The organism is Ruegeria sp. AL7, assembly GCF_056536105.1.
The window spans coordinates 1,255,767-1,269,874 of sequence record NZ_JBQFJF010000001.1; the positions used below are offsets into that span (position 1 = coordinate 1,255,767).

The 14,108-nt window shown below is 58.3% G+C and carries 15 protein-coding genes; 9 read left to right on the top strand and 6 right to left on the bottom strand.

Going from position 1 to position 14,108, the window contains the following annotated elements; translation table 11 throughout:
- Positions 1–47: 47 nt before the first annotated feature.
- Both argS and ACR3E2_RS06285 read right to left on the bottom strand, forming a co-directional pair.
- Positions 48–1,793 carry an arginine--tRNA ligase gene (gene argS / locus ACR3E2_RS06280; RefSeq protein ID WP_480480520.1) on the bottom strand — a complete coding sequence of 582 codons (1,746 nt, stop codon included), beginning with the start codon at positions 1,791–1,793 and terminating at the stop codon, positions 48–50.
- 252 nt (positions 1,794–2,045) lie between these two features.
- Positions 2,046–3,185 carry a deoxyguanosinetriphosphate triphosphohydrolase gene (locus tag ACR3E2_RS06285; RefSeq protein ID WP_480480518.1) on the bottom strand — a complete coding sequence of 380 codons (1,140 nt, stop codon included), beginning with the start codon at positions 3,183–3,185 and terminating at the stop codon, positions 2,046–2,048.
- 76 nt (positions 3,186–3,261) lie between these two features.
- Here ACR3E2_RS06285 and ACR3E2_RS06290 point away from each other — a divergent pair, with 76 nt between their 5' ends.
- Positions 3,262–3,585 (top strand): HesB/IscA family protein, encoded by a 324-nt coding sequence (locus ACR3E2_RS06290; RefSeq protein WP_480480516.1) that lies wholly within the window; start codon positions 3,262–3,264, stop codon positions 3,583–3,585.
- Positions 3,586–3,865: 280 nt separating this feature from the next.
- Complete coding sequence (gene xth, locus ACR3E2_RS06295; RefSeq protein WP_480480514.1) at positions 3,866–4,645, top strand: exodeoxyribonuclease III; 780 nt, start codon at positions 3,866–3,868, stop codon at positions 4,643–4,645.
- Between the two features lie 4 nt (positions 4,646–4,649).
- Here xth and ACR3E2_RS06300 read toward each other — a convergent pair whose 3' ends face one another.
- Together ACR3E2_RS06300 and dksA are read right to left on the bottom strand one after the other, a co-directional pair.
- Positions 4,650–5,798, bottom strand: coding sequence for an FAD-dependent monooxygenase (locus ACR3E2_RS06300; protein WP_480480512.1), 1,149 nt, complete (start codon positions 5,796–5,798; stop codon positions 4,650–4,652).
- Positions 5,799–5,869: 71 nt separating this feature from the next.
- Complete coding sequence (gene dksA, locus ACR3E2_RS06305; protein WP_209504868.1) at positions 5,870–6,292, bottom strand: RNA polymerase-binding protein DksA; 423 nt, start codon at positions 6,290–6,292, stop codon at positions 5,870–5,872.
- A 381-nt stretch (positions 6,293–6,673) separates the two neighbouring features.
- Between dksA and ACR3E2_RS06310 the strand changes: the two genes are divergently transcribed.
- The 7 genes from ACR3E2_RS06310 (at position 6,674) to ACR3E2_RS06340 (ending at position 12,295) form a co-directional block, all read left to right on the top strand.
- The gene (locus tag ACR3E2_RS06310) at positions 6,674–7,519 is read left to right on the top strand and encodes an AAA family ATPase (protein ID WP_480480510.1); all 846 of its coding nucleotides are present in this window, start codon (positions 6,674–6,676) and stop codon (positions 7,517–7,519) included.
- A gap of 109 nt (positions 7,520–7,628) precedes the next feature.
- Entirely contained in the window at positions 7,629–8,078 is a 450-nt protein-coding gene (locus ACR3E2_RS06315; RefSeq protein WP_480480508.1) for an N-acetyltransferase family protein, read from the top strand.
- Positions 8,075–9,442, top strand: coding sequence for a DUF2927 domain-containing protein (locus ACR3E2_RS06320; protein ID WP_480480506.1), 1,368 nt, complete (start codon positions 8,075–8,077; stop codon positions 9,440–9,442). Before ACR3E2_RS06315 ends, ACR3E2_RS06320 begins: the two co-directional genes overlap by 4 nt.
- Positions 9,443–9,449: 7 nt before the next feature.
- A complete protein-coding gene (locus ACR3E2_RS06325) occupies positions 9,450–9,620 on the top strand; it encodes a hypothetical protein (RefSeq protein WP_209503658.1) in 171 nt (56 codons plus the stop codon).
- A gap of 4 nt (positions 9,621–9,624) precedes the next feature.
- Positions 9,625–10,809, top strand: coding sequence for a vWA domain-containing protein (locus ACR3E2_RS06330; protein WP_480480504.1), 1,185 nt, complete (start codon positions 9,625–9,627; stop codon positions 10,807–10,809).
- Positions 10,810–10,910: 101 nt separating this feature from the next.
- Entirely contained in the window at positions 10,911–11,507 is a 597-nt protein-coding gene (locus tag ACR3E2_RS06335; protein ID WP_480480502.1) for an NAD(P)H-dependent oxidoreductase, read from the top strand.
- A 101-nt stretch (positions 11,508–11,608) separates the two neighbouring features.
- Positions 11,609–12,295: a M48 family metallopeptidase gene (locus tag ACR3E2_RS06340; protein ID WP_480480500.1), complete on the top strand. Its 687-nt coding sequence runs from the start codon at positions 11,609–11,611 to the stop codon at positions 12,293–12,295.
- A 71-nt stretch (positions 12,296–12,366) separates the two neighbouring features.
- Here the strand turns inward: ACR3E2_RS06340 and ACR3E2_RS06345 are convergent, their stop codons facing one another.
- The gene (locus ACR3E2_RS06345; protein ID WP_480480498.1) at positions 12,367–12,909 is read right to left on the bottom strand and encodes an RSP_2648 family PIN domain-containing protein; all 543 of its coding nucleotides are present in this window, start codon (positions 12,907–12,909) and stop codon (positions 12,367–12,369) included.
- Positions 12,906–14,108 (bottom strand): RSP_2647 family RNA methyltransferase, encoded by a 1,203-nt coding sequence (locus ACR3E2_RS06350; protein WP_480480496.1) that lies wholly within the window; start codon positions 14,106–14,108, stop codon positions 12,906–12,908. The genes ACR3E2_RS06345 and ACR3E2_RS06350 overlap by 4 nt, the downstream gene beginning before the upstream one ends.

Sequence of the window (14,108 nt, forward strand, 5' to 3'; positions counted from 1 at the left end):
CGGGTCATTTCTTGCCTACCTCATACCGGCGGTTCGGGCGATATTTTTTACCGCATCTCCTGCGCCGGAGTAACGCCAAGAATACCCAAGCCCGCTGAAATCACAACAGAAACGGCCCGGGCCAAAGCGATTTTTGACTGGCTTGTGGCAACATCGCCATCCTGGATGAAACGCAATTGCGTCTCGTCATTGCCCTTGTTCCACAACGCGTGAAAGTCGCCTGCAAGTTCATAAAGGTAAAAGGCGACCCTGTGCGGTTCATTGGTCCGGGCGGCAATCTCGACCAGCCGTGGCCATTCTGCCAGCTTCTTGGCAACAACCAGTTCCGAGGCATGATCGATCTTGCTCAGGTCAGCGTCCGCAAGGATCGCATCATCAGCCGCAATTCCAGCCTCGGCCGCACGGCGCAGCACGCTCATGACACGGGCATGTGCATACTGAACGTAGAACACGGGGTTCTCGCGGCTTTGTTCCAGCACCTTGTCAAAATCGAAATCCAACGGCGCGTCGTTCTTGCGGGTCAGCATAACAAACCGCGTCACATCCGGGCCCACCTGATCGACCACATCGCGCAGCGTGACAAAGTTCCCTGCCCGCTTGGACATCTTGAACGGCTCACCATTCTTCCACAGCTTCACCAGCTGTGTCAGCTTGATATCAAGCGGCACCTTACCGTCGGACAGTGCCGAAACAGCCGCCTTCATCCGTTTGACATAGCCGCCATGGTCGGCGCCAAACACGTCGATCAGTGCGTCAAAACCACGGGTCACCTTGTCATAGTGATAAGCAATATCCGGGGCAAAATAAGTCCAGCTGCCATCCGATTTCTTGACAGGGCGGTCGACGTCGTCGCCATGTTCGGTCGATTTGAACAGCGTCTGTTCGCGTGGCTCCCAATCCTCGGGCTTTTTGCCCTTCGGCGGCTCGAGCACGCCTTCATAGATCAGGCCCTTGTCAGTCAGCGATTGCAATGCGGCCTCAATCCGACCAGTGCCATAGAGAGATTTTTCCGAGAAGAACACATCCATCTCGACGCCCAGCGCTTTCAGGTCAGCGCGGATCAGATCCATCATCGCGTCAGTCGAGAACTCACGCACCTCTTCCAGCCAGTCACTTTCCGGCTTGTCGATCAGGCTGTCGCCGTATTTCTCTTTCAACGCCTCACCGATCGGGATCAGGTAGTCGCCAGGATAAAGACCTTCGGCAATCTCGGGGCTCAGACCATTGGCCTCGCGATAGCGTTCGTAAGCCGAGCGCGCCAGCACATCCACCTGCGCACCGCCGTCGTTGATGTAATACTCACGGGTCACGTCATGGCCGGAATAGGCCAACAGGCTTGCCAGAGCATCCCCGAAAACCGCGCCCCGTGTATGACCCACGTGCAGCGGACCGGTTGGGTTGGCCGAAACATATTCAACGTTGACCTTTTGCCCATGGCCCATAGTCGAGCGGCCATAATCGGTGCCCTTCTCCAGCACGGCCGCCAGCACGCCTTGCCAGACCGACGGTGCCAGCCGCAAATTGAGAAAGCCCGGACCCGCCACATCGGCGCTGGTGATCCGATCATCCGCCACCAGCTTCCCTGCCAATGCCTCGGCAATGTCACGCGGTTTCATCCTGGCCGGTTTTGCCAGCACCATCGCCGCGTTGGTCGCCATGTCGCCATGCGCCGCATCACGCGGCGGTTCGACCGCCACGTTGTCAAAATTCAGCCCCTCGGGCAACGCGCCTTCGGACTGCATCTGTGCCAGCGCGTCCAGTACAAGGCCGCGGATCTCGGAAAACAGGTTCATTTCGGATGTCCTTTTGCTTGCCCGGCGGTTTACCACGCATCACGGCAAGGTCAATGGACGCCTATTGTTTGGACATGGTTTGCGCCCAATGTCTGCCAATGGCGCCCAGATATCCTCTGTCTGAAATTTCAAATACCCTGCGCGCTGTCCGTCGTACGGCTTCTGATCATCGCTTCCCGCCCGCGCAAGGTACTAATCAACCCGCAATAAAGGTCGCAAACATGGACCATTACCCGTGTCATTGCGGCCCAGTCAGCCCGTCAGCCGCGCGTGATCCTGCAAAGCGAAACGGTCGGTCATTCCTGCAATATAGTCCGATACGATCCGGGCCAGAGCAGTTTCGTCCGCCGCAGCTTCAATATCCTCGTGCCAGCGTGCGGGCATCTGTTTCGGATCGTTCAGGTAGATCGGGAACAGGTCTTCGACAACCGTTGCAACCTCGGCCCGCACCTTCATGACGCTGGGCGCGCGATACATCCGGGTGAACAGGAACGCCCTGATTTGTTTCAGATCCGCCCAAGTCCCGACCGAGAATTGGATGACAGGATGCCCAAGATGGCGAATCTCTTCGACCGACTGCGCGCCCGAGGCCGCGATCAAGTCGCGCGACGTTGTGATGACGTCCGCCACCATGACCCCAAAAACCCTCCGCAGTGCTTCATGACGCCGCCGATACGGATCAAGACCGGGGTATTTCGCATCCACATCTGCGTAACACGCCCCCACGATCGGAAGGTGGCGCAGATCATCATCTTCAAACAACCCCGCACGCAACCCATCCAGAAGGTCGTGATTGTTGTAAGCAATGTCATCAGACAAGGCCGCCACCTGCGCCTCGGCACTTGCATGGGTATGAAGTTCAAGGTCAAAGCCCTGGTTGCATTCAGCCAGGGCCCAGGGCAGATCGCCAACAACCGGACCGTTATGCTTGGCGATACCCTCCAGACATTCCCAAGTCAGGTTGCATCCGTCAAACCCGGCATAATGCCGCTCCAGCTTGGTTACGATCCGAATGGCCTGCGCGTTGTGATCAAACCCCCCGTAAGGTGCCATCAGCGCGTGGAGGGCGTCCTCACCCGTATGACCAAAGGGCGTATGACCCAGGTCGTGCGCCAGCGCTACAGCTTCGGTGAGTTCAGCATTCAGGCCCAACGCCCCTGAAATTGTTCGCGCGACCTGAGCAACTTCGATGGAATGGGTCAGCCGTGTTCGATAACTGTCACCTTCATGCTCGACAAAGACTTGCGTCTTGTGCTTGAGCCGCCGAAACGCACTGGCGTGAATGATCCGGTCGCGATCACGCTGAAAGCTTGACCGGAAGCTGCTCTCTTCCTCTGGCACCAGCCGCCCCCTTGCGCGGTCTGGGTCCGAAGCAAAACCCGCTCTGTCCAAAGGCCTTGTCCTTGTCGCCTGTCTTTTGGTTTCATATATTGTAGGACGCTTGGGAAATAAACCTTTGGAGACCGGCATGAATCTGCCCCCATCAGTCACCGAACGCGCCTTTGACCGCCTTGCCGAAATCGGTGCCGCGGAACAGGGGCAAGCCCTGCGTGTCGCAGTGGAGGGCGGTGGATGTTCCGGTTTTCAATATGAAATTGCTCTGGATACGCCAAACTCCGACGACCTCATTCTTGAAGGCAAAGGGCAGAAAGTCATCGTCGACCCTGTCTCTCTGCCCTTTCTTGAAAACGCTGTGATCGATTTCACTCAGGAGCTTATCGGTGCACGGTTTGTGATCGACAATCCCAACGCCACCTCGTCCTGTGGCTGCGGCACGTCGTTTTCAATGTAACCGGTGGGGGCTTTGCCCCCACACCCCCAGGATATTTTCAGCCAGATGAAGCAGGAATCCACTCTCTGACCATAACGACCAGAGAGCTTCACCTGGCGAGGTCATCGGCGTCCCCGCCTGTACCGCCCTTTCAAGTATCGAGAAAATGGTTAAGGATCCGTTTCTTCATCTGGCTAAAAATATCCCGGAGCGCGAGGCAGAGCCTCGCTAGTCCGATCTCCGACTTGCCGCTGGGCCCGTTCTGAGCGATAGGTTGCCACAAGGCTTCGGAGGATCGCGCATGAAAATCGCCACATACAACATCAATGGCATCAAGGCGCGAACCGAGGCGCTGCCCCGCTGGCTGGACGATGCCCAACCCGACGTTGTTCTTCTTCAGGAAATCAAATCCGTCGACGAAAACTTCCCCCGCGAGATGTTTGAAGATCGCGGGTACAACGTGGAAACACACGGGCAAAAAAGCTTCAATGGTGTCGCGATCCTGTCGAAGCTTCCGCTGGAGGATGTATCACGCGGCCTTCCCGGTGATGACAATGATGAACAGGCACGCTGGATCGAGGCGACCGTCGTGGGCAAAAAGGCCTTGCGCCTCTGTGGGCTGTATCTGCCCAACGGGAATCCGGCACCCGGACCGAAATACGATTACAAGCTGGCCTGGATGGAACGGCTTTATGAGCGCGCAAAGGGTCTGATGGAATCAGAAGAGCTGGCGCTAATGGCGGGTGATTATAACATCATCCCACAGGCCGAGGATGCCAAACGCCCCGATGCCTGGCGGGAAGACGCGTTGTTCCGCCCGGAAAGCCGGGCCGCCTTTCGAAAAATACTGAACCTTGGCTATACCGAGGCCTTCCGCGCGACAATGCAGGGTCCGGACCACTATTCTTTCTGGGATTATCAGGCTGGCGCGTGGAACCGGAATGACGGAATTCGGATTGATCATTTCCTGTTGACGCCACAAGCGGCCGACCTCATGCGGGATTGCCAGATTGATGCGGCTGTTCGGGGGCACGAAAAGCCATCCGATCACGTTCCCGTCTGGATTGACCTGGATCTTTGAGGCCCTAAGCAGCCGTGACGTCGTGACTGTAGATCCACTCATAGCGTTGGGACAACCGGGCACCAACGACCCTCAGCACACATTGCGCAGCCAATCGGGCTGGACCGCGCAGATGAAAGTTCCGCGCATTTGCCCCGGCCGCCGCGACAACGCGCTGCGCCCTTGGTTTGCGGGTCGTTTCATAGGTTGCCAGCGCGCTGGTGATACCCGATCGTTCGTCAAACGCGCGCGCCAACACCCAGGCGTCTTCAAGCGCCAGACATGCACCCTGTGCCATGAATGGCAATGTTGGATGGGCCGCATCCCCTAGCAGAACCAATCGGCCATTCTGCCAGTTTTGCGCGACAGGCCGCAGAAACAATGCCCACAGATGCACATCCGTGACTTTCGACAGAATGTCGCGCACGGGGCCACCGAAATCTGCAAATCGCCTACGCAACTCGTCAGGGTCGCCCATCTGACGCCATCCTTCTTCCCGCCAGTCCGAACGCTCTTCGACCGCGACAATGTTCATCATGCTTTCGTCGCGCAACGGATAGGTCACCACATGCCGCCCCGGCCCCATCGTCAGGGATGCTGAAACCGGATCATGACCGGGCTGCCAGGGTATGGTGGCGCGCCAGGCCACCTGATGCGTGAACTCCGGCGCCTCTGCCCCGTTCAGAGCCGGGCGGAGCACGCTGCGGCCGCCATCGGCCGCAATGGCGCATTCTGCGCGAATTCGCTCGCCTGACGCCAAGACCACCTCTGCCTCGTTGGGGTGCTTTTGCACATGCGAAACTTTGGCACCCAAGCGGATATTCACGCCTGCGTCACAAGCCGCATCATGAAGAAGGTTCAGAAGGTCGGCACGGTGGTAGTAGTAGGTCGGACCAGCTGCGGGGCCTGGCAGCCGACTGACCACGCGCCCATTTCGGTAATCGCGCAAGACAGTTCCATGGGATTTCTGCCCGACAGAAAGACCTGTGACGCCAAGTGCATGAAGAACGCGCATCCCGTTCTCGCTGATCTGCAAACCAGCACCGACTTCGGTCAGAGCCGGGGCTTGCTCCAGAAGCGTGACATGCGCGCCACGGTGTTGCAGCGCCAGTGCCGAGGCCAGGCCGCCGATTCCACCGCCGATTACACAGAATTTCAATCCGTCTATCTTCATGACACCCGCATAACGCAAAAACGCCGGAGCCACAGGCCCCGGCGTTTGGATTTCTCACACATACCCGGCGATTAATCGTCGCGGTGGACCTTTTCGCGACGCTCGTGGCGCTCTTGCGCTTCAAGTGTCATGGTTGCAATCGGTCGTGCGTCCAGACGTTTCAGCGAGATCGGATCGCCCGTCATTTCGCAATACCCGTATTCGCCATCATCAATCCGGCGCAGGGCTGAGTCGATCTTGGCGACCAGCTTTCGCTGACGATCACGGGTCCGAAGTTCCAGCGCACGGTCTGTTTCTTCGCTGGCGCGGTCCGCGACGTCCGGAATGTTACGGGTGTTGTCTTGCAGCCCTTCGATGGTGTCGCGGCTACCAGCCAGTAACTCTGTCTTCCAATCCAGCAGCTTGCGGCGAAAATACTCAAGCTGACGATCATTCATGAAAGGCTCATCTTCGGCCGGACGGTAATCTTCCGGCAGAAAAACTTCCTGCTTCATATTTGCTCCCTCGGTATGGCCAGTAACGTCGTTCGAGGCTGTTTCAGCTGACATTTGGCTCTCCCTTCTGCGCAGCGTTTAGCCGACGGGCGGTGGAATGTCACTACACAAACGTTGCGCAACAGTGCACCCCCGCGGATTTGTCTAACTATGAGACAAACATCAACAAAACCTTGTATTTCTATGAAATTTGACAGGCTTTTTTGGGGCGAGAGGTACAACGTCCGGGAAAGGTCTACATCGGAATCAAGCAAAAGGGCTTGGAGTTGCAGCACAATTCCCGCCGGGCGACGCAGGGACGCGGGTTGTAAAAAACCTTGCCGCTCTGTAACCCGGAAACCACAAGCTGCCCGTCCAACGCAATATACGCACGAGAGGCCCATGACCGCACGTTTCCAAGGTACAGCCGAATATGTCGCCACCGACGATCTGACCATTGCCGTGAACGCCGCTGTCACGCTTGAGCGCCCCCTGTTAGTGAAGGGCGAACCCGGTACCGGCAAGACCGAGTTGGCCAGACAGGTAGCCGGTGCGCTGGGGCTGAAAATGATCGAGTGGAATGTGAAATCCACCACCCGCGCGCAGCAGGGTCTTTACGAATATGATGCCGTCAGCCGCCTGCGTGACAGCCAACTGGGCGAAGAGCGTGTCCATGATGTGTCGAACTATATCCGCAAGGGCAAGTTGTGGCAGGCCTTCGACGCCAACGAAAAGGTTGTTCTGCTGATCGACGAAATCGACAAAGCGGATATCGAGTTCCCCAATGACCTGTTGCAGGAACTCGATAAGATGGAGTTCCATGTCTATGAAACGGGCGAGACGGTCAGGGCCAAGCACCGCCCTATCGTCATCATAACCTCGAACAACGAAAAAGAGCTGCCCGACGCCTTCCTGCGCCGCTGTTTCTTCCACTATATCCGCTTTCCGGATGAGGCGACGATGCGCCGGATCGTTGATGTGCATCACCCCGGCATCAAGGACGCACTTCTGACTGCCGCACTGACGCAATTCTATGAAATCCGCGAGACGCAAGGGCTCAAGAAAAAGCCCTCGACCTCAGAGGTGCTGGACTGGCTGAAGCTGTTGCTGGCCGAAGACCTGACGGCGGAAGACCTCAGGCGTGACGGGGCCAGCGCGCTGCCGAAGCTGCATGGCGCTTTGCTGAAAAATGAACAGGATGTGCATTTGTTCGAACGTCTTGCATTCATGGCACGTGGCAAACGCTAGCCTGCGTGTGAACAATCTGTGATCACGGCTTGCCATTGGGTATCCCGGGTGTCAGCATCGAAATACCTGACGCAACCGCGTTGCAAAGAAGCAGTATTGGGGTCATCACTTGGCGAACGCTCTGACAATCCGGACCCTGCGGGCCGAGGACAAAGATCAGTGGGCCGAAATGTGGCGGGATTATCTGGCGTTTTATGAAACCACCCTGCCTGAAAACGTGTATGAAACAACCTTTTCCAGATTGGTCGGCGACGACCCGCAGGATTTTTCCTGTTTTGTCGCGGAACAGGATGGTGTTTTGGTCGGACTGACGCATTACCTGTTTCATCGCCACGCCTGGAAAGTGGAAAAGGTCTGTTATCTGCAAGACCTGTTCGCCCGACCTGAAACCCGAGGAACGGGCGTCGGTCGCGCCTTGATTCAGGCGGTTTATGAAGAGGCGGATCGCCAGGGCGCCCCATCCGTTTACTGGCTGACGCAAGAATTCAACACCACGGCACGCCACCTTTATGATCGCATCGGCACCCTGACACCGTTCATCAAGTACGCCCGCCCATGATGCGTTTGGGCGCCCTTTTTCTGGCGCTGGTTGTCGCTGGCTGCACATCTGTCGAGACAATCGAACTCGGGAACGATGTCCCATATGTCGAAGTGGCGTTGCCGCCGGCCAAGTCTTTTGCGGCACCGCGTCCCTCTCCACCGGCACGGTCCAATACGAACATCGCGTCGGATTTCCTGTCCCTGCATTTCGAACTCGAAAGCGGGGCCGCCCTGCCCGTTTTCACCCGGTTCGAAACGCCGATCACCGTTCGCCTGACCGGATCGCCGACACAAAGTATGCAGCAGGATTTGACCCGGCTGCTGAACCGCCTGAAGCGCGAGGCGGGTATCAACATCCGACAAATCAACGACGGGCAGACCAATATCACGATCGAAGCGGTCAGCCAGAAGGACATTCTGCAAATTCTGCCAAACGCGGCCTGTTTCGTGGTGCCAAACGCGTCCAGCCTGGCTGAGTATCAGCGCGACCGCCGCAAACCCAAAAGCAGTTGGGTTGAGCTGCGCCAGCGCGAAAGATTGGGGATTTTTATCCCCTACGACGTCAGCCCGCAGGAAATGCGCGATTGTCTGCACGAAGAACTGGCACAGGCCCTCGGTCCTCTGAACGACCTCTATCATCTGCCGGATTCGGTGTTCAACGACGACAATATTCATACGGTCTTGACCGGGTTCGACATGCTGATCCTGCGCGCGGCTTATGCGCCCGAACTGCACACCGGCATGACCCGCGATCAGGTCGCTGCCGTTATCCCCGGAATTCTCAGCCGTCTGAATCCACGCGGCGACCGACTAGCTGCGCAACCCCCCACAAATACCCCCCGAGAGTGGATCAACGCGATCCAGAAATCACTGGGACCGGGGCCGGGTTCCCCCCGACAGATGCGCGCCGCGCAAAAGGCAGCCCGCATCGGGCAGCAACAGGGATGGACGGATCACCGCCGCGCCTATCCCCACTACCTGATGGGCCGGATGGAGCAGTTTCGTGATCCGGCAGAAGCCCAGCGGCAGTTCAAGATCGCGCAACAATTTCTTCGCGCGACGCCCGGAACCGAGGTTCATCAGGCTTATGTCTCAACCCAGACCGCAGCCTTTGCGCTTGCGCAGGATCGCGGGCCCGAGGTCCTGCCCGAACTGGATCAGGCCATCGACGTGATGGCCCGCGCGGAAAACGCTTCGCTGCTGGCAACCTTGCTGCTGTTGAAATCCGAGGCCTTGAAACAGGCCGGTCAATTGCAGCAGGCACGTGCCGTCAGGCTGGACAGCCTTGGATGGGCGCGATACGGGTTCGGTTCGGATTTGGTGGCTCAATCTCTGGCTCAAAACAGTGGCCGACGCCCCGCTGACAGCACGAAAGACGGATGAAACGCATATGTTGCTAGTACTGGGAATGGCGATACTGGGTGCAATCCTGGGCGCTTTGACCGCAAAAAAACGCAATGGAAACGGCGCCGACATGGCGCAGTATGCCGCCGGATATGGGATCGCTTTTGCGCTTGTGGGGCTGGTGATCTCGCTGGTTCTGCTTCGCATGGTGGCGTGACGCGATGTTCCTGCCCTTTTTCGAAAACCTCCGCAAAGCGGGCATCCCGGTATCGCTCCGGGAGTATCTGACTTTTCTGGAAGGCATGAAAAAGGGTCTGGTCACCTATGATATTGAAGCGTTCTACTACCTTGCCCGCGTGTCGATGGTGAAGGACGAGCGCAATATCGACAAGTTCGACCGCGCCTTTGCCGCCAGCTTTGAGGGCTTGGGCGAGATCAGTTTCGATCAGGTGTTGGAAGCTGTCGATATCCCCGCCGATTGGCTCGCCAAGATGGCCGAGAAACACCTGTCGGACGAGGAGAAAGCCGAAATCGAAGCGCTAGGCGGTTTCGACAAGCTGATGGAAACACTGCGCGAACGACTCAAGGAACAACAAGGCCGCCACCAGGGCGGCAACAAGTGGATCGGCACCGCCGGAACCTCTCCGTTCGGGGCCTATGGGTACAACCCTGAAGGCGTCCGTATTGGTCAGAAAGAAAGCCGCCACCAGCGTGCGGTCAAGGTCTGGGACAAGCGGGAATTCAGGAACCTGGACGACACGGTTGAACTGGGCACCCGCAACATCAAGGTCGCCCTGAAACGCCTGCGCCGCTGGGCGCGGGAGGGAGCAGCCGAAGAGCTGGATCTGGACGGCACCATCCGCGCCACGGCCGAGCATGGCTATCTGGATGTCAAAACCCGGCCCGAGCGTCACAACGCGGTGAAGGTGCTGTTGTTTCTGGACGTCGGCGGCTCGATGGACCCGCACATCAAGGTGGTTGAAGAGCTGTTTTCCGCTGCAAGAACCGAGTTCAAGCATCTGGAATATTACTACTTTCACAATTGCCTGTATGAAGGGGTCTGGCGCGACAATCGCCGCCGCTGGAACCAACAGACCCCGACCCACGAAGTGCTGCGCACCTATGGATCCGACTACAAGTGCATCTTTGTCGGCGACGCCTCGATGAGCCCCTATGAAATCGCCTATCCCGGCGGTGCCAATGAACATTGGAACCAGGAAGCCGGGCAAGTCTGGCTGCAACGCGCGCGCGAACAGTGGGCGTCAAACCTGTGGATCAACCCGGTGCCCGAGAAATACTGGGAATATACCCATTCCATCAGCATGATCCGCGACATCTTTGAAGATCGCATGGTGCCCATGACACTGGCTGGTCTGGAAAAGGGAATGCGCGAGCTGACGCGGTGAAACACACCATCAGGTATTCCTGCTGATTAATACCTTGACCTCAAGCAGGGTTGAGCTTTCACAGTAACCCGGTTGCCGTTTGAAAACCTGAGGAGCTGACTGTGCATCTGCTGACAATCCTGGATCACCCAAAGCCGAACTCCTTTACGGCCGCCGCTGTCGCGAAACTCTGCGAAGGCGCAAAGGCGGCTGGCCATACCACCGAGGTTGCGGATTTGCATGCAGAAGGGTTCGATCCACGCTGGTCAATGGCGGATATAGAAGGCGAAGCAGGCACGGGCGCACCGCAAGACATACTTGCGGAACAAACACGGATTGCGCGCGCCGATGCAATCTGCCTGGCCTTTCCATTGTTCTGGTGGGGAATGCCTTCGATGATGAAAGGCTGGGTCGACCGCGTGTGGATGTGGGACTGGGCCTACGATCAGTTGGACGACCCGGAAAAGTCCCTCCAGAGGTCGCGAACAGGATTACTGTTGGTGCCAGCCGGTGCGCGTTCTGACGAAATGGAAGCCAAAGGATACACCGACGCGCTTGAGACACTCTGGACCAAAGGCACGTTCGGGTATTTCGGGTTTTCACCCCGGAAACTCGAGCTGTTGCATGGCGCGACCGGATCAGCCCCGCGGCGACAGGCGCTTTTGGAACGTTGCTATGAAATTGGACGTACGCTTCCGCAACCTGAAAGCGATCCATGAACACGGTCGCGCTCTGCAGCCTCACTTTGAAATGCGGCTGGATTGTGAGAAGCTTCTATTTTCCATTTGCTCTTGGGGTGTTGAAAACCCATATCTAGCCCATGCTGCGTCTGACCCCTATCCTGCTGGCCATTGCCTATGGAATTGTGATGTACCGGATTTCCGTCTGGCGCACCCATCGGGAACTGGACGCAAAGTCGACCGAACTTGTTGACCCGGCCCTCAAGCGCATGACCGACCGGCTGGCTGCCGCGCTCGAGATCGAGCGGGTTCCGGTTTATATCTATGAGATCGACCCGGTGAACGGGCTGGCCGCACCGGACGGGCGGATATTCATCACGCGGGGATTTTACCGCAAGTTCCGCAACGGCGAGGTTTCGGCTGAGGAAATGGCCAGTGTAATCGCGCATGAGTTGGGCCATGTAGCACTAGGTCACGCGCGGCGGCGGATGATCGATTTTTCGGGGCAGAATGCGATGCGCACGGCGCTGATCATGGTCCTGAACCGGTTCATCCCTTTTGTCGGAGCGATGATTGCCAACGCGTTGACCGCACTGATCGCCTCGCGCCTGTCGCGGGGGGATGAGTATGAAGCGGATGAATATGCGGCCGCCTTGCTGACAAAAGCCGGTATCGGAATCGGTCCGCAGAAATCACTGTTTCACAAGCTGGAAGAGTTGACACAGCAACGCGCCGGGGTGGTCCCGGCATGGCTGATGAGCCATCCCAAGACAGATGAACGTGTTGCGGCGCTGGAAAAGCTTGAACAGCGTTGGGCACAGCAGTGAAGCCTGTGCTGCGAGAGGCCAGCCTCTCGCGCTCTCCGGGATATTTTGGGCCAGATGAAGCTGGATCCCACTCAGGTGGCGAGTGCCTTGCCCAATCGCGGAAGCCGGGCTTTTTTCATGAGCGCGCGAAGGGTCCATTTTTCGGCTGAGAGGCGATTGGCTTCGGCAAGGACCTGAGTGGCAAGTGTGCTCATGCCTTCTGGATTGGATTGCCAAAAGCCGTACAGCAGGCTGTCGGGGTCTTGCCGGTCAAGCCCTTCATCAGTCAGGATATTTCTGGGAAAATCCTTGGCATTAACCGTGACAATCAGATCAGCGGAAGCAGCTATTGCTGTAGCCAGCACGTGGATATCTGCGGCGTCCGGCAGCCACAGACGGTTTTGAAGACCCTCATTCGTTGGACGTTCAGCATCCGGCCAGGCCGCTTGCACCAACGCGATCTCGGCGCGCGCCTGCGCCTCACCCGTCGGGCCCAGCTTACGGGCGGCGCGGGCCCATTCTTCGAGGATGCGGGCGGACCAGAGCGGGGTGAAATGCCCCAATCGCGCAGCACCCAACAGCATCTCGCGCATGACCGTGGGATAGAGGACGCAAGTGTCGAGAACAGCCTTCATAGGCGGTAGAACACCGCTTTGAGGTAGCCGCTTTCCGCCAGTTGCGGCAGTTGCGGGTGATCCGGCCCGGCAAATCCGGTGTGGATGAGTTGCGCCTGTCGACCCGCCCGGCCAATCCCGCGGGAGGAGGCATCGCGGAACCGCCCCAGATCGGCGGCATGAGAACACGAGCACAGCCCCAGATAGCCGCCGGATTTGACCAGAGGTGCGGCAAGCCGCGCGATACGCTCATAAGCGCGCAATCCCGCATCCAGTGCTTGTTTTGACGGGGCAAAGGCAGGTGGGTCACAGATGACCACGTCAAACGCCGCACCCTCGTCCCCCAATTGGGTCAACACATCGAACGCATCGCCCTGCCGTATCTGGAACCTGTCGCCAAGGCCCGAAGCCTCGGCACCTTTGGCGGCCAGTTCCAGCGCGGCAGCAGACCCATCGACGGACAGGGCTTGTCCGGCTCCTGCGGCCAGCATCGCCAGGCCAAAGCCGCCAACATGGCTGAACACGTCAAGCACCTGCGCTCCGGGATGTACCAGCCGTGCGGCAAAGGCATGGTTGGGGCGTTGATCGTAAAACAGGCCGGTTTTCTGACCTCCGGTCAGGTCGGCCATATACGTGGCACCATTCATCGGCACAGGCAGGGGTGCGTCGGGTGCGGTGCCGTGCAAAGTCAGGTTCTCATCGTCCAGCCCTTCCAGCCCGCGCGTGCGTCCCGAGGCGTTTTTCAGCACCGTCGTCACGCCTGCGACCTTGACTAGCGTTTCGGTGAGCGTATCCAGATGCACCTCGGCCCAGGCCGCGTTGGGCTGGATGACACAGCTATCGCCAAACCTGTCGATGATCACACCGGGAAAGCCATCGGCCTCGGCATGGACCAGACGGTAGAAAGGCGCATCAAACAAGCGTTCACGCAATGCAAGGGCGCGGCTAAGGCGGGTTTCGAACCAAGTATTGTCCAATTGTGCGGTGGTATCACGATCCAGCACCCTGCACATGATTTTTGAGTCAGGGTTGACCGCCACCAGCGCAAGCGCCGCGCGGTTGTCATCCTCGAGAATCGCCAGTGCGCCCGCGGGGATCTTGCGCGTGCGGCGGTCTGTGACAATGTCATTTGCATAGACCCAGGGGAAGCCATGGCGCAGCCCGCGCGCGTTGGCTTTGGGTTTCAGGCGGATACGGGGGCGGTCGGCAGTTTGGGTCAT